The sequence below is a fragment of the Sphingobacterium corticibacterium genome (assembly GCF_004208525.1).
GTDB lineage: Bacteria > Bacteroidota > Bacteroidia > Sphingobacteriales > Sphingobacteriaceae > Sphingobacterium > Sphingobacterium corticibacterium.
The window spans coordinates 397,426-423,575 of the sequence record NZ_SGIT01000002.1 but is presented as its reverse complement, the minus strand read 5'-3'; the positions used below and the strand labels follow the sequence as shown (position 1 = coordinate 423,575).

Here is a 26,150-nt window from a genome sequence, read left to right as displayed (position 1 = left end):
AGATAAGATTTACAGGTGGATAAATATAGTGTTTATAATTAAAAAGATGTCGTTCGTCTATTAAAAATGTCGTTTATCTATAGACAATAGTGTCGGGGTAGCGGAAGATTTAATTTAGTGGAAAGATAAGGGGATTTACTGGACAATATCTATGTAACCAAAAAAACAGCAATATGAAAACGTTTAACATAAACATCAGCAAATTATTATTCATCGGGATGACCTGCGTGCTATTTATAGTTACGTCTTGCAAAAAAGGCGATATCGGCCCAGAAGGTCCACAAGGAGAGCAAGGTATCCGGGGCGAAAAAGGTGATGATGGAACAACCATATATAGTGGTACGGTTGTTCCTCCAGCAGATCTAGGTCGTGTTGGAGATTTCTACTTCCGCACGTCCAACTCCAATTTCTACGGACCTAAGACAGCAGAAGACTGGGGTACACCGACGAGCTTGCGCGGCGCTACCGGAGCAGCCGGGGCGAAGATCTTGAGTGGCACGACTGTACCAGCCGCTAATGTCGGTGCGGTAGGAGACTTTTACTTGCGTACCTCCAACGCTGCGCTGTACGGTCCCAAGGCTGCCAGCGGTTGGCCAACGACGTTTATCAATCTGCGTGGTCCTCAAGGTTCTGCCGGTACAGCCAATGTGATTTATAGTGGATGGAGGTCTTTTCCCCAAGCTGAACGGGATACCTTGATTGATGGGACAAATCTAAAAGTCAACCATCTTGCAGCTTCTCCGTTGACCCAGACCATCATCGATAATGGAATGATCCAGGTGTACATGCGGTTTGGAACCACGGTGCTTACGTTACCCTACACCTCCCGCGCGGGCGCAAGACCCAATACTGTCAATTTCGTTCCCCGTGCAGGACGTCTGTTGCTGACCCGTTTTACACATGACAACACGCAACCGTACCTCGGCTTTGGAGCCGTACAATTCCGGTATGTTTTGATTCCGGGCGGCGTACAAGCAAATGCAAATATAGATTTGAAAGATTATAATCAAGTAAAGGCTGTATTTCAGATTCCAGACTAGGTTAATGTTAACAACAACAAATAAAACATGATGAAGATGAATATAAAAATCCGGACAGTTTTCGCAGGACTGCTTTTTCTGTGCGTTATATTAGGTTGTACCAAAGAGGGCGATGTAGGCCCTCGCGGCGAAGACGGTGTGCATGGTGTCGACGGTGAGGACGGCACACGTATCTACACCGGTAGTGCCGCACCTACCGCCGACATCGGAGACATCGGAGATTTTTATTTCCGTACCAGCAACAGCGATTTCTACGGACCTAAATCCGATGCTGGATGGGGAACAGCAACGAACCTTCGTGGAGCTACCGGTGCAACGGGGGCACAGGGACCCCAAGGTCCCGCCGGAGCAGCCGGCTCGAGGATTTTGAGTGGCACAACTGTTCCTACGGCAGGAACAGGCGCTGTCGGCGACTTTTACTTCCGCACCACAACCGGTGATTTCTACGGGCCTATGACGGCTACAAGCTGGGGAACACCTATTAATCTCAAAGGCGTAAAAGGCGATGATGGTTCTAGAATATACAGTGGAACAACGGTTCCGGCAACTTCATTAGGCGTTGTTGGCGATTTTTATTTCCGCACGACCACGTCCGATTTCTACGGTCCTAAAACAGCTTCAAGCTGGGGTACCCCCACCAATTTAAGTGGAGCCACTGGTCCACAAGGTCCCGCCGGTACGCCCGGATCGAAGATATGGAGTGGAGCTTCCACACCTACCACAAGTATCGGCGCTGTAGGAGACTTTTATATCCATACCGGCACGGCCAATCTCTACGGCCCCAAGACGGCTTCTGGATGGGGTAGCCCTACCATGAATCTGAGAGGTCCCGCAGGACCTCAGGGACCTCCTGGCAAGGATGGAGAACCTGGTGCAGCTAATGTAATATACAGCAATTGGTATGTGATTGATACCTATATACAGCAAGGTTATGGGATTACTGCACCACAACTTACCCAAGCCATTATGGATCGTGGACAGATTTTGGTGTATAGGCGATATAATAACGGTAAAGTTGACTATGTGGAACAACTCGGCGGAGAAGTAGGTGGTGCATCCGTTTGGTATTTCGTTCAACCGGGAAATATCTTTATTTATTATCACGGTACGTTAGTTATTGATGGGTACCATGCCGTCCGTTATGTGCTGATTCCGGGAAGTGTTTTGGCCAGCACCAACGTAGACCTCCGTGATTTTAATCAAGTGAAAACGGTGTTCCATATTCCGGATTAAAGAAATGAACGATCTGATTAACCAATCTGTCATGAAGAGAATAGTTCATATTGTAGTGTTTTATGGTTTGTTGGTATTAAGTCCCGGGCTCCTCGTAGCCCAGGACTTTACTAACATCGCACAACAAAAACCTATTGCTTTTAACGGAAATGTCAGCCTAAGGGGATTGTACTACAATGCTAGTGGGATTCCCAACCGGATGGATCCGTACAATTATGTGCTAAGTGGGTCGCCTACGCTGTCGATATACGGCTGGACGATCCCGACGAGCTTCACTTTCAGCAAGCAGGAGCGTAATTTCCAGCAACCTTTTAACCAATATGGACTAAGCCCCACCTATAAGTGGGTGACCCTGCACGCGGGGTATCGCAACGTAACCTTTTCGCCCTATACCTTGGCTGGACATACTATGCTGGGAGGGGGATTCGAGATCAATCCAGGGAAATTACGTATCGGTATGATGTATGGTCGGCTCAATCGCGCGACAGTGATCGACACGACCTCTATGTCTTTAGTCCCATATTCCTTCAGCCGGAAAGGCTTAGCCGCAAAAATAGGTTATGGATCCGCTACCAACTACATCGACCTCAGCTTTCTGCACGCCCGGGACGATAGCACGAGCATGCCGGGAGATTTGGCTATCTTTGAGAACCAGATCAAACCTGCTGCCAATTCTGTATTGGCTTATGCGACAAAATTCACCTTGTTTAAGCGTTTTTTTGTAGAAAGTGATGGAGCGATTAGTTTACTGACCCGCGACCTCAATTCGACATTGACGCTGGATTCCATTCCTGACAAGACCTTACGCAATCTCGCTGGACTGCTCGATATCAACGGTAGTTCCGAGTGGTTTCTAGCATTCAATGTGGGACTCGGTTATCAAAGTAAAAACTACGCCATCAAGACCAATTACCGGCGTATCGAACCGGGATTCACGTCCATGGGTGCTTATTTTTTCAATAACGATATTGAAAACCTGACCATCAGCCCCTCGTATAATCACCCGAGTGGAAAGTTTCGGGCCAATGTGAGCTTCGGTCTGGAACAAGATAATATCCGCTTACAGAAAGAAGCTACCTCCCGACGGGTAATAGCATCTGGATTAATATCGGGCGAACTAACGTCACAACTGGGATTAGATGTCAATTTCAATAATTTCTCTAACAACCAACGACCGAATACCCTGCGCTTTGCCGATTCGCTCAAAATTGTACAGACAACCCGGACGATCGGTATCATGCCTCGTTATAGCCTACAGCAGACAGACAAGATACAGATCTTTCTGCTCTCCGCTAACATCAGCAGCATGAACGATTACAACAGCTACTTTGACAACAACCCGGATGTCCCGAGTAGGGATATCACCACCAGTCAATATCTACTCAACTATACTATTTCATTCCCGCAAAAGAGACTCTCGCTCAGCTCTTCACTCAGCTACACCAATCTCAACAGTGAAGCGATGACCAACAGCTATCGAGGAATTACCCTTGGCGCAAATTACGCCTTTGCAAACAACAAGTTGACCACGGGGATAAATAGTAGCATCATGCAGGGGAAAAGCCAAGGAAACAAAAGCTTGATCTTCAACGGGTCAGCTAATATCGGATACACGATCAATAAATGGCAATCACTGCGTGCGATGATGTATTTCACCAAGAACAATCCCGGAAGCGCCATCACCGGAGGAAGTCCCTCTTTTTCGGAGACCCGGGGAGAACTAGCTTACCAATTCAATTTTGGACTATGAAAGCACACAGCATATACAAGATATTCGTGATGCTAGCCCCTATGTTATTGTGGGCCGAAGCATTGTTGGCACAAGTACAGATTACGACGCACGTACTGCCGCCCTATCAGAGCAGGATTGCAGATTACGTGTCTCGTCCCGAGCTCATGTTGGTGACGGTGACCAACACAACCACACAAGAGCTGCATATACAACTGACGGCGAAGATCACCGGTGACAACGGTATCTCGGCTTGGGTCAAACCGGGTTACCGCAGCCCCAATCCGATCGTACTAGGCCCTAATCAAACGGCGAGCTTGAACGGAAGCGATATTGCCTTTCTTTTTGATGTCAACACCATCGAATATACCGGCATTAGCCGATCAGATATGACGCGTGGACTGGGGCTATTGGAGGGTAACTACACGCTCTGTATCCGGGCGTTGGACTACCAGACCATGCAGCCCATGAGCCCCAATGAACCGATTGGCTGTACTATGTTCAGGATTTCCGATCTGGAACCGCCGCGCATTCTGATGCCGATGCATCAGCAGACGGTCAGTACAAGGGGAGTGCAAGCCATGCCTATTACCTGGGCTACTCCTCCGGGCTCTTCGCCTCACATCCAATACAAGGTGAAAATTGTGGAAATGGTTGTGCCGAGAGATCCCAACGATGCTATCCAGTCCACGCCACCTATTTACGAAGAAACGGTCAATGGCAATAGCCTGCTTTACGGACCGGCACATCCCACCCTGATTCGTGGCCGCCAATACGCCATGATTGTGCAGGCGGTGGATCCGAGTGGTATGTCATTTTTCCGGAACAAGGGGATGAGTGAGGCCATTGCCTTTACCTATGGCGATCCCATCAAAGCACCTGTTATTATGAATCCGAGCCACAACAGTGAATTTACCGGTGCCCAACAGCTCCGATTCGATTGGAACGCAGATTTTGAAACTCCCCCTAACACCCGGTACACTGTCCGACTGTTCGAAATGGCAGATTCCGCGGGGCAAGCTATATCGGCGCAGCCATTGATAACGTCCACGGTCGCCAATGCGCAACAGCTTACCTACGATCCGGTAACGATGCCTGCACTGACAAAAGGGAGACGCTATCGTGTGCAAGTTACCGCTATGTCACCCGATGGGTCGGCTATGTTTGTCGATGAAGGGCAAAGTAGTCCCGTTGATTTTAGATATGGTGCTGAATTGGCACATCTAGATACCGCCGGCAAGCAAGAGACGACCATCCGGGGAAGGTTGGTGTACCGATTCAAAGGAGACGCATCAGGTGCAACCTATCCGATAGCCAACCAAGAGGTATACCTATCCAAAGTCTATGGGATTGCCAATATCGATGAATACGGTATCAGCAGCATTACCGATCCTTCGATGGTGGTGACCCAGGCATTGCAAAGAGAGGATATGATGAACGGCGAATCTGTGATGACGGATGCGGATGGTAATTTTGAGCTTAAAATTTATATGTCATCTCTTGACAGCGCAGGTGTTATCCCGACTGAAAAATGGGAAGAAAATGTCAACCTCGGAAGGAATCAAGTCATACACGGCCTGATGATGAGGCAAAATCAAGAGATTGGAAAGTTGAAAGGACAATTAGGGGTTTACTATAAGGTGAAGGTCAATAATCCTCACTTTCTCCAAAGTCAGGAATACCTGCAGATTCAGCCCGGAGCGGTCAGGGATTTGGATGATGTCATGATCGATGCCAATAGCTACTCCCTGTCCATTAATGTGCGGGAAGTATTCAATGGTCTCGAAGGAGATTATGTGTCCGGTGCCAAAATACGTCTTTATCGTGAACGGCGGTTCAAAGAAGACAAGACCTACGGTATACCGCTATATGAAGGTGATATTACAAATGAATCGACCCTGCTATCGGCACTTTCTGACGACAAGGTGCTGATTGCGGAGCGCACCACACCGGAACTGACCAACAAAAAATCTGCTGAAGCGGCAAGGATAGTTTTTAATAATCTATTTAAGAACCTTCCCGCCGATGCTTATCAATACAAACTAGAGCTGGTCGATGGTAGCTTCGTGGCCCGGGAAATGAACTTTTCGACAGCCGTCAATGCGGTAAGCAAAACCGGTCATACCAATACGACTGGTACTGATGCAAAGACTAATACAAACAACCTCAGCGCGCTATCAGGTATTCAAAAAGCACCCGAAGTGTCCTTCGATATGAATAAGTTGATCCAAGACGTAGCAACGAACAACAACAAGGATCCAAAAGCTGTACAGACGTCCAATACGCGAGGATTGAACGGCATCCCGACGAAAGCCGCTTTGGGTTCCTTATATGGACACCGGGAAACACCCCGTAATTACACGGCGAGCAAGTGGACGGACTATGGTTATCGTGATCAGCCTGAAATAGCCTACTTGACGTTAAAAAAGGAACTGCATACACCGCCGCGCACGAAGGTAACCGGAAAGCTTAACTACGCCTTTAAGAATATGAAAGGTGTGCCCGAGCAACCTTATGCCAATATGAAAGTCAAGCTGATGGTCTTCTATGAGTACCAGAAACAAAATACGTCCAATACAAACAATACGACGATGCAGGTTGCGGCCGGTGCAACCAATTTCTATACACTATCCGCTATGGTCAACCTTAATGGGACACCCGCCAAGCTCGCAACGGGCAACACCGTATTTATCAATGGTAAGGACGTAGCAGATAATGGTAAAGTGCTACAAACGGTCACGACCGATGCGCAGGGTAATTTTGAATTTGATTTCCCAAACAGTGATCTAAATGGAACGTATGAAAGTGGCGTGCTCACAAATGGCATGAGCGGAGATTTGTATGGCGCTAGTGATGTCACATTTCGACGGGTTTACCGCATCGTTCCGGATGAGCCGTATTACTGCGCGCTCGATGAGAATGTGATTGTACAGCCGTGGGAGAGCAAAGACATGGGGACGCTGGTATCTTTTGTCCGGACATACAACCTAAGGGTCAATGTGTCTAAGGTGGATAAAGCCGTTAACCCGACAAGTGCAACGGCTTTTCCTCATGTGCCCGTTGCCCTCTATCGGGATATCGATGCCAAAGCAAAGGCCGCGTTACCAACCATTCCCGGCCTAGATCTCCATCAAAGTGGCGTCAGCCCCCATTCGGGATTGCCGAATAGCGGTATTACCTCTGCTATACAAGGCGTGACCACGTCCGACCCTGCTCCTTGGACAAACGCGGGTCAATTCGCGAGCCTGTCAGCCCAGGGCATCAAAGGGCCAAACCTATCGGGTGATCGTGAGCCGAACAAGCCAATAGGTACCCAGAGCCAAGCGTCGACTGGAAAGAGAAATATCACTGCCATGGCAGCCATGTACACTCCTAATGTCAATGCGACATTTACAGGTGTGGTGATTAACAATGGAATGGTACAAAATGTAACCAACAATGGGCTTTCCGCACTGTATAGTTATACCAAAGTCAGGGACATGGTATACAGCACTGAGACATCCAACAACAGCTATGTTCTTTTTGAAAATGTGGTGACGCTCCCCGCCAATAAACCTGGTTACAAGGATAGCTATGTTTTCCATGCCGACAACAAGGGAAGGACAGACATGGTGACATTCGAAGGACTGATTCACAAGGTGAATCATCGTTCTAGTCCCATGAATATGGCATTAGAAAACGAAAAGAAAGCTATTCTCCCTCCGTTTGGCTATCAGATAAGTGATCAGGAGATTGTATTCAACCATGAATTTGATCCGAATGTAACACTGGATTACGCTCTCCGTCTGGTACCTAAACCAACGGCTATACGTGGGAGAGTCACCGATAAAACGACGACACTTGGCATTAAAGGCGTGCAGGTAAAGGCGCAAATCCTCATCAACGGCAAGACCTATCAAAATCAACGAGAAAATTTTCTGCTCGAAGATTGGGCAACTACGGACGAACAGGGATATTATAGCTTTGAATCATTAGCAAAGAGACTGGAATCTTTCAACCCCGAAGTGATCAATACAGGACGTGTTTGTTATGGATGTAAAAATAATGTATCCATCTTGTCTGCCCCAGGATTCGAACGGCAGACCGAAGATAATTTACCCCTCATACCGCATGGCTTGTCTGGAGAGCAGATCAATGTTAATTTTGACCTGAATCCACTCGGTACGAATGCCTACGGCTACGTGATGGACGCGGAAACCAATAGGGGTGTCACGGCGAGAGTAAAGATGAAAGTCAATGGCAAATGGGTGGATACTTTTGCCGAACATGAGGGGAGTACGAATACAGGAACTGCGTATACCGGCCATGCTGTCACATTTGCAACTAAGAATTTTGAAAATACCATCGTGGATACCAAAGCGAATCCCGGCAAAGCTACAACTATCGGAAAATACGGCAGCATACAGACTACAACTACCACGCAGGGACAAAATGCAACAGGTATTTCTACTGTCTTTAAGGTTAATTTGAACACCGGCAACAACCACGTGATACAAAGTGCGTTTAACTCGCCAAGCTACCAAAACGGAAATCTCCAAATTGTCAATGCGGCTACCAACCAGACGATTAACCAAGGTACGTTCAGCAGTACGGCGAGCCAGAGCCTAAGCACCGCCGTGAACGAGACGTTCATGGTCGGCACCCAGCTCATAGCCATCGGTCGGCAAAAATTTGTTATAGACCTGCCCACCCGTCCGGATTCTATCATCATCATGCCTTACGATCCGGCATATCTGACACTCACGGCGGCAGTCAATCCTTCGGGACCTGGCGCATTTCTCGGAGATTTCAAATTGCAAAAACGCAAGCATAAAATTAAGGTACGTGTTAAAACGACAGACGGGCGAACGGTACCAAATGCAAGTGTCTATATCGAGGGGGCAGGGGAAGAACACGTGAATACCAATGGCAGTGGAGAAGCCCGATTCGAGTTTGTTAACAATTCGAAGAGCAACTTCAATATCTATGTCAAAAACCGTGGTGTAGAAATAACGGCAAACGGGATGTATATGATGGTGCTCAATGGCATTCCATTTATACCGACCAGCAAAAACAATGTACACAGCGAGGATGACCTTCGAGAAAGGGTCGTCGATATCACCGTCATGCCGGCCGTCAAAATCACCGGAACAGTACGTTTTGCCCAAAGTGATACACCTGTCAAAGATGCCTTGGTCTATCTGGATCTCGGGCAAGGTTCCAATTCCGAAAGTCAGGCCTATACCAATGCCAATGGCAGATATGAGCTGCTGATACCCAAATATACCTTTTGGGATGGCGGTACTGGCACCCTAGAAGTTGCGTCTGCAAAAATAAAAGGCAGTTACCACGAGGATGCAAAAACCTATGTCGGAACCGAGCGGATGGTCAATATGGTTGCCGGCAGTAGTAGCATAAATGATATAGACCTTGTTATCACCGAGTTGGGCAATATCGATATAAGCAAGTTGTACGGTTTTGATTTCCGATTGGAAAAATACGAACAGAACGGTGAGGAATACACGGTCTCGGGCGAGGTCATCCAGGTAACCGGAAACGACAATTTCGCCTTACGCGCGTTGGCTGACAGACGATTGGCACTCAAAGTGTCCGACCTCAAAGTCCGCAAATCAAATCTGCGCAATGCGAGCAATATACCGATTGCTGTGCCTGTAACTGAACAGATTACATTTGTCAACCAAAAGACACAGATTCGAGCCTTTGAACACTACAATGCTGAATTGATGGGCGAATCGTCCGGTATAGTGCTTAACCGGCTATCGTCCGATAGCACCGGTACGATACAGGGGAAGGTTCGTCTGGTAGACAATTCGTTTAACTTCCCGACGAGCTACATGACCATCGAAAAGACGGACTTCTACTTAGGAAATTACGGCGATACGGATCGGACCAAAAAAATGGTTTTGGACGTATTCCGTACAGGAAACGAAGCACTGTCTAGTAAGTATTCCATCAGCAGAGATCGGGGAGAGGCTATCTCGTTCAAGTACCTCGGCTTTGACGGTGTCAGTGATACCAAAGATGATCGGGAATCCTTTATGGATAAAGAAGGAGCACATCTCTTCCTCACGCTCAGCCCTAAGATACAAGGCGGACTCACGATCAGTATGGAAGCCGGTAAGGCACAGATTACCCATGATGGCATCCGGCCGCTTACCGGAATGGGGGAAGTAACGATCAACCTGGATAAATGGAAAATTGTCAGCAAGTCCTGGAATCTGGCGCCAAATTCCGGTGGTATCATCTTGAATAACAGTACGCTGTTTACCGGGCGTGCGGATATCGCACTGCGGAAAATCTCCATTATCCCTGGCGAATTGATATTTCACGATGCCGATCCCAATGATCTCCGGGATAAATTGTATCTGGGTGGTACGGCGAAAGTAAAACTGAACATGATGTCCGGTACCGAAGCGGTATTAATTTACGATCCGGATGTAGGACGGGTTGCTGGTAAAGGACACTTTAAGTTTACACTAACGAACAGAAGCGGCGAAGCGGCTTATGTTAGTGAACTGGAGGGTATGACCCGATCAAGTGACAAAATTATATTTGAGTATGTATCTGTATTGAGTAATGACGAGGAACTGACGAGCTTCAAAAAGAATGCTGCGCCGATTACCTTGTACAATCAAGCATCGTTCCGTCCGGTTTCCTTTTTCAGTACAACCGACCGGGTGGTGTTTACGGGTAGCACCAACCTACACATACCCAAGGCGCCGGACAATATCAACACGACTTTAAGCTATTATGCCGAAGATGGAGGTAGAAACAGAATGGTGATGTCACATCTGGATTTTTCCTTTATCGGCGATGGTGGAACGGAATTCCGAACAATCAGCAAGGGCAAAAACGACCAGCTGTTTAATGCGCAGGGATTGGGTATGGCCGGGGTCATCACCTTGCCAAAATCTGATCAGAAAATATATACCCATCTGGTCAGTATGGTGACGGATGAAGTGACAGGTCGAGTGGCTGCTGAAGTCAAAAAGCAAACAGAGATACTCCTCGGAAATTTTAAGAGTGAAGCCGAGAACTTTGCGGCCAATATGGTTGATGAGGTCTTGAACGATCCGGCGATATCGGGTATGCGTGATGAGATTATCGGCTTTTTGGATCAAGGACAGAGCACCTATGGTCAGGCGATGGCTATGGCGGAATCCGGTTCGCAGCTATTAGCTGACCTAGCGGGACGTATGCGGCTTGCCGGCCAAGGTCTTGGCGTAGTCAATTCGCTGATTGACGGCAATCCAATCGGTAGTATGATGCAGCTCAACGGCTTGATCGAAGGTGTCACCGGAATCAATGTGAAAGATGCCGCAGAGCAGAAAGTCAAGCAAGTCGCGATGCAAACGGTGAAAGCCGTTATGGAGGAACTACCGGTTGACAATCTTGCCGATGGATTGGCAGGAGGCAACGGTGGATTCTCGGGAAGTAAGTTTGACTTTGACTTCAAGAGCGGTCGTGTTACGGGAAGTCTCAGTATGCCCTTGTTGACGGCTGGTGTGGTTACATTAAATAACATACAGATTGAAATGTTGTTTGAACCCAAAGGCTGGTACTTCTTTGCCGGCGCAAAAGTAACGGCCCCGGTTCCTATCATATTCCCGGTGGATGTGGGGATCGGCATAGGTTATTATCCTGAGTTGACGCCACAGATCGAACAGCAGATGACCAGCAGGTCGTATGTTAAGAAATTGCCGTCGACGTTCCATTCGAACGGGCTAAGAGGCTTCTTGATAACTGGTAGACGGGATTTTCTACCGGAGTTTAAAATCAAATTCGGTGTAGGGGATTTTGCGGCTTTTGCGTTGGGTATACCCAATGTGGAAGTAGGTGCATCAGTAGGGTTGGACGCCCGTATCTACGGAAATTTTGCGGCCCGACATCAACAGATATCGATAGGAGCCATGCTATTTGCTCATGCATATGCCAAGGTCACCCACATCGGTTGCAGCATCAGCGGGGACGTACGTGCCGAAGTGGGGGTCAAAGCGATGTTTACCAATAGTAGCGACAACGGTTTTTCACTCGATGCCAAGGGATGCTTCTCCGCTGCGGTAGCTGCGGAACTCGATTGTACGCTTTTTTCGAAAGGCTTTGATATGGATGTCATGGGACTGTTGACCCTGTGCGTGGGCGGTGGATGTACCAAAGGCGTTGATTTCGAATTTACCAAAGGATCTGGAAGCTGTAGTAATAGTGATGCTTTTGATTATTAAATTTATACAGATGAAAAATATAGTTTGTTTTTTTAGTGTTATTTTGCTTTACGCAACTAGCTTGTCCGGGCAAGAGCAGGCCACCGTCATCAACATGATTAGCACGCCGAATGGCATCTACGCCGACCTGAACAATATGGACTTTGGTAACAAAAGCTATGTCGTGCTTCGGAAGGAGATTCAACAAGCTGAATACCAACCGGTCTTGCAACACGATCCGGTTCGGTCGGCCAAGGAACTGGCTAAGCGGATCAATGATCTGCTGTTCTATATGCCCGACTCCTCACCGCTCTCGGATTCCACGGTCAATATGCTTTGGAGCTACTGGCATAATCAAGAGACGCAGATCGAGTTTGTGACGGCGCCGGCTCCCCACCTCAAATTGTACGTTGGGCTAGCCTTTCTCGATACATCAGTAGAGTTGGGTAAAAGCTATGATTATATTATCGAAAACGAAGACGGCGATCGGTACAGCGGTTCTGTTGTCCACCGGTTAGACACGATTGATTTCGCTGCGATGCGGAGCTTTGATGTCGATCCGGGTGAGGGCTATCCCGAACTTCGGTTTCGTTCATCAACTGCAAATGGAGCACCTAGCTTTGAACTATACCGAAAGGCAAGTGGTGGATTTGACGATTTTGAAAAGATTCATACGACCAAAGGGATGGTACTTAATGAAATGCAGGATTCTGTCATCTATTTTACGCAGGATACTACCGTCCTCCAGAGCGTACGATATGATTATTTTATCCGAGGTAAAGACCTCATGGGTAATTTGGGTATAGCATCCGATACCGTATCGCTGCAGGTAGGGGGGAATCGTAATGTCAATGCTGGCTTTAATATCAATACGACCGCCGTAGACCGAGGTATTCGCATTACCTGGGATTCACTGGATCAGCGCTATGCACTACAAAATATTTTGATCTACAAAAGTGCGGACTACGATACCAGTTATGCGTTGTTGGCAACATTGCCCGTAACAGATACGGAATTTATCGACTATGATGTTATCGGTGGGGGTAACTACTATTATCAACTGTTAATCCAAGGTGAATCCAATATGTCGTTCGCCTCCGCTCGTACGTCGGGTTTATACCAAGGAGTGGTCAATCTCGTTCCACCCCATTACGTACGGGGCGAAATCATCGACGATAAACCACAGTTGAGTTGGATGCACCAAGACAGCCTCAACGTAGCGGGTTACTATGTGTATCGGGCTGTAGGCCGCAACGGAGAATTACAACAGGTGAGCAACATGATTCCCTACGAAAAGGATAGCGTCACGACCTTTCTGGACAGTACAGCAACGGATGCCGGCGAAGTCATCTACTATGGCATCACAGCTGTATCCAAGACCCAGTCCTTAAGCCCGATGTCTGAACTGATTGCTATCAGTATCCCCGAGCATAAGGATAGAAGGGTTTCCGCTCCCGATCAGTTGCAGGTTATCTGGATGGATAAAAACACCGTGTCTATCACATGGCGGGATATGGACAGATGGGAGGGAAGTATCGACCGCTACAATATCTATCGAAAACCTAAAGATAGTGCGGAGTTTTCTGAAGAACCACTTGCCACGGTCGGAATCAATGAATATGTGGATACCCTGCGGGCAAAAGATAGGTATGATTACGCGGTACAATCGGTCTCTATCCATAAAAACCAAAGCGCATTGAGCACGCCTATCCATATCGAACGCATTCCCGAGAAGTTGCTCCCGCCACTTAAGGTAAGAGTTATGGAAAATAAGGGGAAAGTGTACCTAACTTGGGATGGGAGCGAAGCGCCTATACAGAAGTACCATATTTACCGGGTCGTCAACACGGACTCACCTGTATTATACAAAACACTTGAGGGAAACTTAACCGCCATCGAAGACACGGACATCAAACAAGGGAATAACTATCTCTACTATGTCGCCTGTGTCGACCAAGACGAGATGGAAAGCGATTGGAGCGAAGAAGTGATATATAGTCCCTGAAAGGACGATCTTTAAAAGGGTAAAATTATACGGTCTTCATGGCACTGATCAATGACGTGATACTTTTCGCATCTTTAACTGCCATTTTACCGGCGAGGATCAATCGTAGCTCGCGACGCTGTAAAGCTTCGTCGAAGAGCTTTATTTCCTCTTCCGATTCTGGAACCAGTTCGGCGACTTTTCGAGGTTTTGTGTTCTCATCAATAGCCACGAATGTATAGTACGCTTCATTTGATTTTATACGGGTTCCTTCCGGTAGGTTGTGTGCAAAAATCTCCATGCGTACTTCCATCGACGAACTAAATGCACGTGTTACTTTCGCTTGTATGGTAACCACCTCGCCTAGTTTGATGGAGCGTTTAAACGAAACATTATCCACCGATACGGTTACTACAGGACTATTGGAGTGCTTTTGGGCTGCCATAGCCGAACAAATATCCATCCAATATAATAACCGTCCGCCCATCAGGTTACCAAAAGTATTCGTATCGTTTGGAAGTACGAGTTCATTCATTTCCGTATAGGATTCTTTTGCGAATTTTTTATTCATGCTTTTGTTGTCGTTATCTGTTATAAAAACTAAACTGCTGTTCTATTTCCTCTAGCGATTTTATAAACGGAGTAGGGGAGTAGCCTAATTCTGCTTTTGCCTTGTCGAGAATAAAACCCGTTTTTCTCGGTCGATTGTTTTCTTGTCCGATATCAACGGCGCGGATTGGATTAATAAGCGTCCTGTCCAAATGCCAAAAATCTGCGATATGGTAAACGGCGTCCAATACAGACATCATTTCGTCGCCGGAGATATGATATATACCGGTCGCTTCTTTTTCTATTGCAAGGATACAGGCATCCGCTAAATCATCTACGAAAGTAGGCATACGCCACTGATCGCTTACGACGTTGATGCGGTTGTTATCTTCCAATTGTTTCTTTGCCCAAAGAACCAAATTGGAACGATTGCGATCTCCATTTATGCCGTACACTAAAATAGTACGCAGGATCGCGGCACGACAACCGGTGGATGATAAACGTGTTTCAGACGTCACTTTACTTTCTCCATATGCATTACAAGGGTTCGTCGTATCACTTTCCCTATAGGGGCCTTCTTTCCCATCAAATACAAAATCGGTCGATAGGTGGATGAGATGCTTGTCATGTCGCGCACAATATTGTCCCAATTGATAAACGGTTTCGATATTTACCTTTTCACATAGTGTGGGGTCTTTTTCGCAAGCCTCTACGCTACTCATAGCTGCAGTATGGATGATTTTATCTGGCTGAACTTCATCTAATAATGCCTGAAGCGCATCCATGTTTGTAAAATCACATGGTATGTAGGTATAACCCTTCTGGATAAAATTCCTGTTTTCGCTTTTAGAAGTAGCGACTATACGGTATTGCAATTTATCGATTAACTTTTCAACGAGCTTCTGCCCAAGAAACCCGTTCGCACCTGTAATAAGAATTGTTTGTTTTAGTTTGTCCATTGAAAATCCATTTTATCCTGTTTCATGGAATTGTTAATGACATCAATTTCCAATTTCAAGATCGATTCCAATGCCTCGTAATCAATTTTTTCCGGATCATCTCCCGGCTTATGGTAGTCCTCATGGCCCCCAGTATGGAAAAACAAGACAGGAATGTTTTTTTTATAAAAGGAAGTTTGGTCAGAACCACCGTTTCCGTCACGACTGAGATTAAATTTGATATCGCTTGTTATATTTTCAAAAATGGTAGGAAATTTCGAACTGGTTCCATAGCCTATAACGGCAACACCATTATCGGCATTGTATCGACCAATCATATCCATATTCAACATCCAATGGATGTTTTCCAATGGAATCGTAGGATTATCCGTAAAATATCGAGAGCCTACCAATCCAAGTTCTTCTGCTCCGAAAGCAATAAATAATAAATTGAAGGGCTCCATGATAGCGTTGCTACTGTAATGGCGGGCGAGTTCTAATAAACCTGCAACACCAGACGCATTGTCATCCGCACCATTATGGATTTGCCCCACACCGAGCGAATCCCTTGAGCCACCTTGATGGCCTTCTCCTAAATGATCGTAATGCGCGCCGATAACGATGGTATACGGGGCGTCGTTATCAATGTAACCGATAACGTTGTGTGCTTGGCGAATACTGTCTTTTACTACGACGCGGCGTACCCGCGCTTCGAAAGATTGACGGTAGCCTTTTTCTCCCTTAGGTTTTAGTCCGTATTGCTTAAAATGCTTTTCAATATATTCTGCTGCTTTTTTGACCTGTTTAGAACCCGTGCCACGGCCTTGCATCTTGTCGTCAGCTAAATAATAGATGTGTTTTTTTAGGTTTTCTTGGTTGATCTGTGCTAAAACAGATTGAAAGGGAATAAATAATAGAAAATGTAGCGCTATTATATAAAAAGAAAATGGGGCTTTATTTTTCATGCCCTAAATATACCTAATCTTCCAAAACTTCGCTGTTCACGCTTTCTTTTTCCACGTGTTCCTCTTTGAAATAACGTTTTTGAAAAATCAAAATAAGGAATACCCCAACAGAAATAGCTGAATCAGCGATATTGAATACCGGACGGAAAAAGAGGAAATGTTCTCCTCCCCAAATAGGGAACCAATCGGGGAAATTACCTTCTATCAAAGGAAAATAAAGCATATCGACCACTTTTCCATGGAATAACGACGAATAGCCTCCGCCTTCCGGAAATAAAGTAGCTGTGTTGTAGAATGTACTCTCGTTAAAAATAACACCGTAAAAAGTGGAATCAATAATATTTCCCAATGCACCTGCAAATATCAATGCAACATTGAGTATAAAGCCACGATGATATTTGTTTTTAATCATATAATGTAACCCGTATCCTATACCGATTACCGCAATGATTCGAAACAGGGTAAGAAAAAGCTTTCCAAACTCTCCGCCAAATTCCATACCATAGGCCATTCCGTTGTTCTCAATAAAATGGATGAGAAACTTATTGCCTATGATATTAAAATCCTGTCCAATAGTCATGTTGAGTTTTACCCAAAATTTTGATACTTGATCAATGAACAAGATAATGGCGATCAGTAAGAGTGGTCGGTTATAGCCTTTCATAAATATATAAAAATGGAGATGCTTAAAAGTTGTATTTTGAACATCTCCATTCTATCTCCTATTAATTGTTAATACTGTTTGTTTTTCGCTTCAATGCTCAACGTCGTGTGTGGGACAGCTTTTAAACGTTCCTTTTGGATCAGCTTACCGGTTTCGCGACAGATACCGTACGTTTTGTTTTCAATGCGTACCAAAGCAGCTTCTAGATTGTCGATGAATTTTTTCTGGCGAGCTGCAAGCTGGTTTGTTTGTTCCTTCTCCAACGTCGCTGAGCCATCTTCTAATGTCTTATATGTCCCCGCAGTATCATCTGTTCCGTTGGCGTTGCTGCTACTTAACGAAGATGTCAAAGCCGCCAGTTCCTCTTTTGCTACGCGAAGTTTTGCAAGAATAATTTCTTTAAATTCTTGAAGTTCGGCATCACTGTAGCGTGTTTTTTCTGTACTCATTTCCATAATTAAATTTTATCAACAATTACTCTTAACTCCTTACCATCGATCTCGATAGTGTCTCCAGACTCCAACGATGCTTCTACAAAATCAATAGCGTTTGCTAGAATTTCGGTGCAAATATACGATAAATTATTCTCTACAGCTTCTTGTATTTCAGTATTTTGAGTTATTGTTACTTTAATTCTATCTGTCACCTCAAAACCTTTCTCTTTGCGGAGATTCTGGATGCGGTTAATCAACTCCCTTGACAATCCTTCTTTTTTCAGTTCAGGGGTAATGTTAATGTCCAAAGCAACGGTTAATTTCCCCAGATTGGCGACCTGCCATCCGGCAACATCTTCTGCTATAATTTCTACGTCTTCCGGTTGGATAGTATATGGGGTGCCTTCTAGCTTTAACGATCCCTCGTATTCTAATAAGCTAATTTGTTCATCGTTCAAGGATTGGATGGACGCAGCTACCGTTTTCATATCCTTTCCTACTTTGGCGCCTAGAACCTTAAAGTTTGGTTTTATTTTCTTTTTGATGATCCCTGCCGTATCCGTAATGAAGGATACCTCCTTAATATTTGTTTCCGATAAAATAAGTTCTTTGACTTTTTCTACTTTTTCCTGGAAAGCATTGTCTAATACCGGAACTAAAATTTTGTTTAGCGGTTGACGAACATTAATACCTGTTTTCTTCCGCAAGGACAATGTCAGTGATGAGATGTCTTGTGCCAACGCCATGCGTTCCTCTAGGTCTTTATCTACCAGGTCCGCATGATAAACAGGGAAATCCGCCAAATGCACCGAGTCGTATGGTTCTTTTTTAGAGGCCGCGTTTAAATCGAGATACAAGCGATCCGAGAAGAACGGCGAAATAGGTGACATCAGCTTTGCAACGGTGTCCAGACAGGTGTATAATGTTTGGTAGGCCGAAATTTTATCTTCTGTATAATCCCCTTTCCAAAAACGGCGGCGGCACAGGCGTACATACCAGTTACTTAAATGTTCGTCGACAAAATTCTGGATAGCACGCGCAGCTTTGGTAGGCTCAAAGTCTGCATAGTATCCGTCCACTTCTTTGGTTAAACTGTTCAATAAGGAGATAATCCAACGGTCTATTTCCGGACGCTTTTCTATAGCAATATCCGGCTCGCTATAGTTGAAATTATCAATATTGGCATATAGTGCGAAGAAAGCGTAGGTGTTATACAAGGTGCCGAAGAATTTACGACGAACCTCGTCTAGGCCTTCTTCATTGAATTTAAGGTTGTCCCACGGCGCCGCATTGCTGATCATATACCAACGGGTTGCGTCAGCACTGTATTTATCAATAGTGACAAACGGATCAACGGCGTTGCCCAAACGCTTGGACATCTTGTTGCCGTTTTTATCTAATACCAGACCATTTGATACGACGTTTTTAAATGCCACCGATCCGCGAATCATGGTTGAAATCGCATGAAGTGTAAAAAACCAACCTCGGGTTTGATCTACACCTTCGGCGATGAAATCTGCTGGAAAGGCATCTTCGTATCCGTCCCTGAATGGGTATTCGTCTCCATGGGCTAATTTGTCATGATCAATTCCCCATTGTGCGTAAGGCATTGCGCCCGAGTCAAACCAAACGTCAATCAAATCCGGTTCACGGAACATTTTCTGTCCGTTGTCAGAAACCAGGACAATATCGTCTACATATGGACGATGCAGGTCTAACGTATCCGTCCCAAATTTATCCAGATAAGATTGGTTTACGGCTTTCTCTTCTGCATTCAGTACATCCGACTGTACCGCCTGTTCTAACCGTGCTTTTAACTCCGGTAAGGAGCCCACACATATTTCTTCATTCTCGTCCGTTGAACGCCATATCGGAAGCGGTGTGCCCCAATAACGGGAACGGGAAAGGTTCCAGTCCACGAGGTTTTCTAGCCAGTTCCCAAAACGGCCGGAACCTGTAGCTTCTGGTTTCCAATTAATGGTTTGGTTTAGCGCTACCAACTTGTCTTTGACAGCTGTTGTGCGGATAAACCAACTGTCTAACGGATAATATAATACTGGTTTGTCTGTACGCCAGCAATGGGGATAGGAGTGTTCGTATTTCTTGACGTCAAAGGCTTTATTTTCCTCTTTTAATTTAATAGCAATTAAGACGTCTGTGGGTTTAAAGTCTTTTTCCGCACGCTCTTCTGCGGAATAATATTCTTCTTTTACAAAACGACCTGCAAAGTCGGTTATTTCGTTGACGAAACGTCCGGTACGGTCTACGGTAGGGACGTCCTTCCCGTTTTCATCGCGTACCAAAATAGCAGGGATTCCATGCTCCTTACAGACCCTAAAGTCGTCTGCACCGTAAGTTGGCGATGCATGTACGATACCTGTACCGTCTTCGGTGGTTACGAAATCTCCTGGAATTACACGAAAGGCTTTTTCCAATAATTCTTCATTGGTCACATAGGGTAGGAGTTGATGGTAACGCAAACCTACCAATGCTTCCCCTTTAAATTCAGCAGCGATTTCCCAAGGCACGATTTTATCTCCCACTTTATAGTCTTGGAAAGACGCTTGTTGCCCCTCGGCTTTAAAATGCTTCCCGATCAGATTTTTTGCCAGGATAACGGATACCGGAAGACCTGTATATTGGTTAAAGGTTTTTATCTTGACATAGTCGATGTTCTTACCGACGACCAATGCGGAGTTGCCCGGTAATGTCCAAGGGGTGGTTGTCCATGCGATAAAAGCAACGTCTTCTTCCTCAGATTCCACTAAGGTGGTCATAAGCGGATGTACCTGTGTTTTATCTAAGCGGAACTCGGCAACAATCGTAGTGTCTTTGACATCCTTGTATGTTCCCGGTTGGTTCAGCTCATGTGAACTCAAACCTGTTCCAGCCGCGGGAGAATAGGGTTGTATGGTATAGCCTTTGTATAAAAGCCCTTTCTTGTAAAGCTCTTTAAGCAAATACCATAAGGTTTCGATGTATTCATTCTGATAGGTGATATACGGATCACTAAGATCAACCCAATAGCCCATTTTCTGGGTAAGGTCATTCCACACATCCGTATATTTCATCACCTCTTTTCGGCAGGCATCATTATAAGCTTCGACACTGATTTTTTTGCCGATATCTTCTTTCGTAATACCCAATGTTTTTTCGACAGCTAGCTCAATAGGCAACCCGTGCGTGTCCCATCCTCCTTTGCGCTTCACTTGGAATCCTTTCAAGGTTTTATAGCGACAGAAAATATCTTTAATCGAGCGCGCCATCACGTGGTGGATGCCTGGCATACCATTGGCGGATGGGGGACCCTCATAAAACGTATAGGGTTTGTTGGCCGGACGATTTGATATACTTTTCTCAAAGATATTATTCGACTCCCACCGTTCTAGTATTTCTCTACCTATTTCAGGCAAGTTTAACTGCTTATATTCCTTGTACATCCGAAATTGCGATTGTTTTTAAAGGTCGCTAATTTAGTGATTTTAAATGGAAAATAGTAGTGTGTGACGTAGATTGAGAAATAAGGGCTGGATATAACTAAACATTAAAATAAATCAGCATGTGTACCCGTTCGGATAAGTGAGATAAGTTTGATCTCGTCGTTTTGTTCCCAAATTAATAGCCAATCTGGTTGAATATGACATTCCCAAAGTCCCTTGTAGTTGCCAGTAAGTTTATGTGGTTTGTGTTTTATAGGTAGGGGTTCTTGCTTTTCGAGTTTTCGGATAATATCTTTAAATAACGCTAAATTTAATCCTCTTTTTTGAGCAAGTTGGATATCCTTTTTGATTTTATTAGAATAAACGATGTCGTACATCAAATTCCTAACTGCTTGAATAGGTCTTCAGAATTCTCAGCTTTAACGACTTTTCCTTTCCGAACTTCTTGAATAGCTTTTTCTGTTTCAGCATTATAGCGTTGCTCTTCCTCTACTTCTACAAAAGAAAAAGTTCTCAACATCTCTATCAATGCTTTAGCCTGCTTATTTTTACTCTTAATTCTTACCGTTACCATAATAACCAATTAGACTATTGCGAATTTACAATTTTTTTTGTAATCTATTGCCGCAAATTATGCCGAGAACGAACTTCCGCAGCCGCAAGTGCTCGTAGCGTTCGGATTGTTGAACGTAAAGCCACGGGCGTCTAGGCCACTTTTGAAATCGATTTCCATGCCGGCTAAATAGAGTCCATGCGCTTTATTCATGAAAACACGGATACCTTCTAAGACATATTCTGTGTCACCGTCTTTCTTTTGGTCGAAACCCAGTATGTAGCTCATACCCGAACAGCCTCCGCCTTCAACGCCAATACGTAAGCCGAAATCTGCGCCGATTTCCTGTTGGTCGATCAACTTTTTCAGTTCCGAAACTGCACCTTCAGTTAGGGTTACAGGGGCAGTATTTGTTGTTGTTTCTGTGCTCATTACGCGTTGTTTAATTTTTTCCGTTGTTACAAATTTACATCTTTCTTTTAAAGAAGCTTTTGGAAACCGTCTATTTTTGACAATAATAAAACATTCCTAAATTTTTTATGGATTTATATGTACTTTTGCGTCGAAATTTAAAAGTTTTTATAATACTCCTTAACAATAACACAATGGAAAGAGATCAGGTCATTTTTAACCTCATAGCCGATGAGCTAAAGCGTCAAGAAGAAGGCATCGAATTGATCGCTTCAGAAAACTTTGTCAGTAAACAAGTAATGGAAGCAGCCGGTTCGGTCTTAACGAACAAATATGCGGAAGGCTTACCCGGAAAGCGTTACTACGGAGGTTGTGAAGTGGTTGACGAAATTGAAGCGATTGCTATCGACCGTGCAAAAAAATTGTTTGGTGCTGCATGGGTAAACGTACAGCCTCACTCCGGTGCGCAGGCAAATGCCGCGGTTTTCTTGGCAACGATTCAACCCGGTGATAAGATTTTAGGACTTGATCTATCTCATGGTGGACATTTAACCCATGGTTCGCCTGCGAATCTTTCGGGTAAAATTTACCAGCCGTTATTTTATGGAGTAAAGGAAGATACGGGGCTTATCGACTATGAGCAATTAGAGGAAACTGCATTGCGCGAAAAACCCAAAATGATCATATGTGGTGCTTCGGCGTATTCACGTGATTGGGACTACGCTCGTATCCGTAAGGTGGCCGATGAGATCGGAGCACTTGTATTAGCGGATATATCGCATCCTGCAGGATTAATAGCAAAAGGTTTATTGAACGATCCACTTCCACATTGTCATATCGTAACCACCACTACACATAAAACGTTGCGTGGTCCTCGCGGTGGTATGATTATGGTTGGTCAGGATTTTGAAAACCCATGGGGTATTAAAACACCAAAAGGAGAAATCCGTACCATAACACAGTTGCTGGATCTAGCTGTATTCCCTGGCACACAAGGAGGGCCTTTGGAACATACGATTGCAGCGAAAGCTATTGCATATGGTGAGGCACTGAGTGATGAATACCTGGAATATGCTAAACAAGTGCGTAAAAATGCACAGGCTTTAGCGCAATTCTTTGTTGACCGTGATTACAAGATCATTTCCGGAGGTACAGACAACCATTTGATGTTGGTTGATTTGCGTAACAAGGATATTTCTGGAAAAGAGGCTGAAGCGGTATTAGGCAAAGCTGGCATTACTACGAATAAAAATATGGTTCCTTTTGATACACGTTCACCATTTGTTACCTCAGGTGTACGTTTTGGAACAGCTGCTGTTACCACACGTGGTCTCAAAGAAAACGAAATTATACAGATCGGTGAGCTTATTGATGAAGCATTGGCAAATCGGGCGAATGAAAGTGCTTTAGATGCTATTCATGGCAAAGTGAAAGCCTTGATGGCACAATTTCCATTGTATAAGTAAATGATAACATAATATTAGCTTTATAAAAAAGGTGAGCATGCTTTTTGCTCACCTTTTTTATTGTTTCGACGATAAAAAAGGTAAATAAAATAAACCATTTCAAGGACTTAATTGTTATATCGAGAAAAGCGAAAGATGTGTGAATAAATGTTAAAATATAATCGTTTAATTTGAATCTTCGTTATTTTTCATTTGCTTTGAAATATGTTTATACAAACGAAAGGACGCCTATAAAACACTTTACTCTTTAAAATAAATTCAAACATAAATCTGGGGATTTACTATGAAAACATTAAAAGAAAAAAGTGACCTTGAGTTAATTCAGGCTTATGTGGCAGGGGATGAAACGGGGATAGAGGTATTGCTGAATAGATATAAGTCGAAAATATATACATCCATCTACCTACAAGTGAAAGACGAATATCTCGCAGAAGATATCTTTCAGGAAACCTTTATAAAGGTGATCAAAACATTAAAATCCGGGCGATATAACGAGGAAGGTAAATTTTTGCCTTGGGTAGTACGTATTGCGCAAAACATGGTGATCGACCATTTTCGGAAAGAAAAGCGGAGCCCGACTGTAGTGAGTAGTGATGGGTATGATATTTTTGGTGTATTGGAATTCGCCGATGACAACGCGGAATCCAAATTAATGACGAATCAACGCGACATAGATTTACGGAAGATTATTCAAAAATTACCTGATGACCAAAAGGAGGTACTGATCATGCGTCATTTTTGTGATATGAGCTTCAAAGAAATTGCCGAAATCACGGATGTAAGTATCAATACAGCATTAGGACGTATGCGTTATGCCCTCAATAATTTGCGTAAAATGATTGAAGAGCATAATATGCTGTTGAATATGGGTTAGAATCCCATATTCTCTACTTCTGTAGCCGTTTCTTCTACTTTGGCTTTCAAATCTGCTTTAAAAGCTAAAACAGATTTTGCTAATTCTTCCGAAGAAGTTGCTAAAATCTGAGCAGCTAAAATTCCGGCATTTTTCGCAGCATTTAGCGCGACCGTTGCTACCGGAATTCCATTAGGCATTTGTAATATAGAAAGTACGGAATCCCAACCATCAATAGAGTTGGAGGATTTTACCGGCACACCGATCACAGGTAAATGCGTAATAGAAGCAACCATACCTGGAAGATGAGCAGCCCCACCGGCACCAGCAATAATGACTTTCAACCCACGTGTTGCAGCTGACTTCGCATATTCGTACATACGCTCGGGTGTACGATGAGCAGAAACAATGGAGACTTCAAAAGTCACTCCTAATTTTTTTAAAACTTCGATAGCATCTTGCATAACGGGAAGGTCGGATTTACTTCCCATGATTATACCTACTTTCGCCATATTTTCTTGATTCATTTTTAAGCTTTTACCTTCAATGTTTCTTGCACCCAACGTGCATTTTTTATCGCTAACTCGCGGTCGTCATTTATAATGCATACATGCCCCATTTTGCGGAAAGGTTTTGTATATTTTTTTCCATATAAATGGACAAATACACCTTCAACGGCGAGCACATCCTCTACGCCTTCATATTTAGCGAGCCCCTCATACCGCGGTTCGCCCAATAGATTTATCATCACGGCATTTGTTCGGGCTGTTGTTGCTCCTAAAGGCAAATTGAATATCGCACGTAAATGCTGTGCAAATTGTGATGTCATATTGCCCTCGATGGTATGATGGCCGCTATTGTGAGGGCGAGGAGCAAGTTCATTTACCAAAATTTCACCTTCTTTTGTGAGAAACATTTCCACTGCTAGGAGACCGACAATTTGTAAATCCTCCGCTATCTTCTTTGCAATTTCATCGGCTTGTGTTTGGATTTCAAAGGGTAATGTCGATGGTGAAATCAAAAACTCTACCAAATTGGCATCGGGATTAAACTCCATCTCCACCAACGGAAAGGTGGATACATCTCCTTTATCATTTCTGGCAACAATTACCGCAATCTCTTTTTCAAAATCCACCAACTCTTCCACCAAAGAAGGCTCTTCAAAAGCCTGCTCTATTTCTGCTGTACTATTGATTTTCTTTACACCCTTGCCATCGTAGCCGTCCTTGCGAAGCTTCTGCATATAGGGTAATGGGATAGCCGTTTCGTATAAATTTTCTTTATTGGAAATAAGCTGAAAAGCGGCTGTCGGAATATCGTTCTGTTTAAAAAATTGTTTTTGCATGCCTTTGTCTTGAATCAATCGAATGATTCGGGATTGTGGATATACCACGACACCTTCGTCCTCAAGTTTTTCCAAGGCATCTACATTCACTTTTTCGATTTCGATCGTAATCATGTCCAAATCCTTGCCAAAATTATAGACGGTTTCGAAATCACTCAATGAACCACATTCAAAGCGGTTACATAATTTACGGCAAGGTGCATTTTTATCAGGATCTAATATATGCACGTTTACGTTGTAATTGATGGCTTCTTGAATAAGCATGCGGCCTAACTGGCCACCGCCAAGAATACCTAATTGCAACTCGCCATAAAAATCTTTTGCCATAGTGTTTAAAAAAATATA

At 44.4% G+C, this 26,150-nt stretch carries 18 protein-coding genes; 7 read left to right on the top strand and 11 right to left on the bottom strand.

Translation table 11 applies throughout. The features are described 5' to 3' along the window. Window positions 1–173 precede the first annotated feature (173 nt). From EWE74_RS10530 to EWE74_RS10510, 5 genes are read left to right on the top strand one after another with little or no spacing between them, the layout of a single operon-like run. Window positions 174–1,040 (top strand): collagen-like domain-containing protein, encoded by an 867-nt coding sequence (locus EWE74_RS10530; RefSeq protein WP_130141509.1) that lies wholly within the window; start codon window positions 174–176, stop codon window positions 1,038–1,040. A 36-nt stretch (window positions 1,041–1,076) separates the two neighbouring features. Further along, the gene (locus EWE74_RS10525) at window positions 1,077–2,273 is read left to right on the top strand and encodes a collagen-like domain-containing protein (protein ID WP_130141508.1); all 1,197 of its coding nucleotides are present in this window, start codon (window positions 1,077–1,079) and stop codon (window positions 2,271–2,273) included. A gap of 31 nt (window positions 2,274–2,304) precedes the next feature. Continuing rightward, entirely contained in the window at window positions 2,305–4,023 is a 1,719-nt protein-coding gene (locus tag EWE74_RS10520) for a hypothetical protein (RefSeq protein ID WP_130141507.1), read from the top strand. Next, a complete protein-coding gene (locus EWE74_RS10515) occupies window positions 4,020–12,224 on the top strand; it encodes a carboxypeptidase-like regulatory domain-containing protein (RefSeq protein ID WP_130141506.1) in 8,205 nt (2,734 codons plus the stop codon). The genes EWE74_RS10520 and EWE74_RS10515 overlap by 4 nt, the downstream gene beginning before the upstream one ends. A gap of 10 nt (window positions 12,225–12,234) precedes the next feature. Beyond that, window positions 12,235–14,208 (top strand): fibronectin type III domain-containing protein, encoded by a 1,974-nt coding sequence (locus tag EWE74_RS10510; protein ID WP_130141505.1) that lies wholly within the window; start codon window positions 12,235–12,237, stop codon window positions 14,206–14,208. 25 nt (window positions 14,209–14,233) lie between these two features. Here EWE74_RS10510 and EWE74_RS10505 read toward each other — a convergent pair whose 3' ends face one another. From EWE74_RS10505 to EWE74_RS10465, 9 genes are all read right to left on the bottom strand, one after another. Then, window positions 14,234–14,758 carry an acyl-CoA thioesterase gene (locus EWE74_RS10505; RefSeq protein ID WP_130141504.1) on the bottom strand — a complete coding sequence of 175 codons (525 nt, stop codon included), beginning with the start codon at window positions 14,756–14,758 and terminating at the stop codon, window positions 14,234–14,236. A gap of 13 nt (window positions 14,759–14,771) precedes the next feature. Beyond that, window positions 14,772–15,695, bottom strand: coding sequence for an SDR family oxidoreductase (locus EWE74_RS10500; RefSeq protein ID WP_130141503.1), 924 nt, complete (start codon window positions 15,693–15,695; stop codon window positions 14,772–14,774). Beyond that, window positions 15,683–16,639 (bottom strand): M20/M25/M40 family metallo-hydrolase, encoded by a 957-nt coding sequence (locus EWE74_RS10495; protein WP_130141502.1) that lies wholly within the window; start codon window positions 16,637–16,639, stop codon window positions 15,683–15,685. The genes EWE74_RS10500 and EWE74_RS10495 overlap by 13 nt, the downstream gene beginning before the upstream one ends. A 13-nt stretch (window positions 16,640–16,652) precedes the next feature. Next, window positions 16,653–17,303 (bottom strand): lipoprotein signal peptidase, encoded by a 651-nt coding sequence (locus tag EWE74_RS10490; protein WP_130141501.1) that lies wholly within the window; start codon window positions 17,301–17,303, stop codon window positions 16,653–16,655. 68 nt (window positions 17,304–17,371) lie between these two features. Next, entirely contained in the window at window positions 17,372–17,758 is a 387-nt protein-coding gene (locus EWE74_RS10485; RefSeq protein ID WP_130141500.1) for a TraR/DksA family transcriptional regulator, read from the bottom strand. A 2-nt stretch (window positions 17,759–17,760) separates the two neighbouring features. After that, a complete protein-coding gene (ileS, locus tag EWE74_RS10480) occupies window positions 17,761–21,177 on the bottom strand; it encodes an isoleucine--tRNA ligase (protein ID WP_130141499.1) in 3,417 nt (1,138 codons plus the stop codon). Between the two features lie 104 nt (window positions 21,178–21,281). Further along, window positions 21,282–21,554: a type II toxin-antitoxin system RelE/ParE family toxin gene (locus EWE74_RS21545; protein ID WP_130141498.1), complete on the bottom strand. Its 273-nt coding sequence runs from the start codon at window positions 21,552–21,554 to the stop codon at window positions 21,282–21,284. Next, the gene (locus EWE74_RS10470) at window positions 21,554–21,751 is read right to left on the bottom strand and encodes a hypothetical protein (RefSeq protein ID WP_130141497.1); all 198 of its coding nucleotides are present in this window, start codon (window positions 21,749–21,751) and stop codon (window positions 21,554–21,556) included. Before EWE74_RS10470 ends, EWE74_RS21545 begins: the two co-directional genes overlap by 1 nt. 57 nt (window positions 21,752–21,808) lie before the next feature. Next, window positions 21,809–22,162, bottom strand: a complete 354-nt coding sequence (locus EWE74_RS10465; RefSeq protein WP_130141496.1) for a HesB/IscA family protein — start codon at window positions 22,160–22,162, stop codon at window positions 21,809–21,811. A 173-nt stretch (window positions 22,163–22,335) separates the two neighbouring features. Between EWE74_RS10465 and glyA the strand changes: the two genes are divergently transcribed. Beyond that, window positions 22,336–23,607, top strand: coding sequence for a serine hydroxymethyltransferase (gene glyA / locus EWE74_RS10460; protein ID WP_130141495.1), 1,272 nt, complete (start codon window positions 22,336–22,338; stop codon window positions 23,605–23,607). 283 nt (window positions 23,608–23,890) lie between these two features. Next, window positions 23,891–24,481, top strand: a complete 591-nt coding sequence (locus tag EWE74_RS10455; RefSeq protein ID WP_130141494.1) for an RNA polymerase sigma factor — start codon at window positions 23,891–23,893, stop codon at window positions 24,479–24,481. Here EWE74_RS10455 and purE read toward each other — a convergent pair. Together purE and EWE74_RS10445 are read right to left on the bottom strand one after the other, a co-directional pair. Next, entirely contained in the window at window positions 24,478–24,987 is a 510-nt protein-coding gene (purE, locus tag EWE74_RS10450; protein ID WP_130141493.1) for a 5-(carboxyamino)imidazole ribonucleotide mutase, read from the bottom strand. The genes EWE74_RS10455 and purE overlap by 4 nt on opposite strands. Window positions 24,988–24,989: 2 nt before the next feature. Next, window positions 24,990–26,132 carry a 5-(carboxyamino)imidazole ribonucleotide synthase gene (locus EWE74_RS10445; RefSeq protein WP_130141492.1) on the bottom strand — a complete coding sequence of 381 codons (1,143 nt, stop codon included), beginning with the start codon at window positions 26,130–26,132 and terminating at the stop codon, window positions 24,990–24,992. Between the last annotated feature and the right edge of the window lie 18 nt (window positions 26,133–26,150).

Coding starts and splice junctions, on each gene's coding strand:
- EWE74_RS10530 (WP_130141509.1), top strand. CDS start 174: ATGAAAACGTTTAACATAAACATCAGCAAATTATTATTCATCGGGATG.
- EWE74_RS10525 (WP_130141508.1), top strand. CDS start 1,077: ATGAATATAAAAATCCGGACAGTTTTCGCAGGACTGCTTTTTCTGTGC.
- EWE74_RS10520 (WP_130141507.1), top strand. CDS start 2,305: ATGAAGAGAATAGTTCATATTGTAGTGTTTTATGGTTTGTTGGTATTA.
- EWE74_RS10515 (WP_130141506.1), top strand. CDS start 4,020: ATGAAAGCACACAGCATATACAAGATATTCGTGATGCTAGCCCCTATG.
- EWE74_RS10510 (WP_130141505.1), top strand. CDS start 12,235: ATGAAAAATATAGTTTGTTTTTTTAGTGTTATTTTGCTTTACGCAACT.
- EWE74_RS10505 (WP_130141504.1), bottom strand. CDS start 14,758: ATGAATAAAAAATTCGCAAAAGAATCCTATACGGAAATGAATGAACTC.
- EWE74_RS10500 (WP_130141503.1), bottom strand. CDS start 15,695: ATGGACAAACTAAAACAAACAATTCTTATTACAGGTGCGAACGGGTTT.
- EWE74_RS10495 (WP_130141502.1), bottom strand. CDS start 16,639: ATGAAAAATAAAGCCCCATTTTCTTTTTATATAATAGCGCTACATTTT.
- EWE74_RS10490 (WP_130141501.1), bottom strand. CDS start 17,303: ATGAAAGGCTATAACCGACCACTCTTACTGATCGCCATTATCTTGTTC.
- EWE74_RS10485 (WP_130141500.1), bottom strand. CDS start 17,758: ATGGAAATGAGTACAGAAAAAACACGCTACAGTGATGCCGAACTTCAA.
- ileS (WP_130141499.1), bottom strand. CDS start 21,177: ATGTACAAGGAATATAAGCAGTTAAACTTGCCTGAAATAGGTAGAGAA.
- EWE74_RS21545 (WP_130141498.1), bottom strand. CDS start 21,554: ATGTACGACATCGTTTATTCTAATAAAATCAAAAAGGATATCCAACTT.
- EWE74_RS10470 (WP_130141497.1), bottom strand. CDS start 21,751: ATGGTAACGGTAAGAATTAAGAGTAAAAATAAGCAGGCTAAAGCATTG.
- EWE74_RS10465 (WP_130141496.1), bottom strand. CDS start 22,162: ATGAGCACAGAAACAACAACAAATACTGCCCCTGTAACCCTAACTGAA.
- glyA (WP_130141495.1), top strand. CDS start 22,336: ATGGAAAGAGATCAGGTCATTTTTAACCTCATAGCCGATGAGCTAAAG.
- EWE74_RS10455 (WP_130141494.1), top strand. CDS start 23,891: ATGAAAACATTAAAAGAAAAAAGTGACCTTGAGTTAATTCAGGCTTAT.
- purE (WP_130141493.1), bottom strand. CDS start 24,987: ATGAATCAAGAAAATATGGCGAAAGTAGGTATAATCATGGGAAGTAAA.
- EWE74_RS10445 (WP_130141492.1), bottom strand. CDS start 26,132: ATGGCAAAAGATTTTTATGGCGAGTTGCAATTAGGTATTCTTGGCGGT.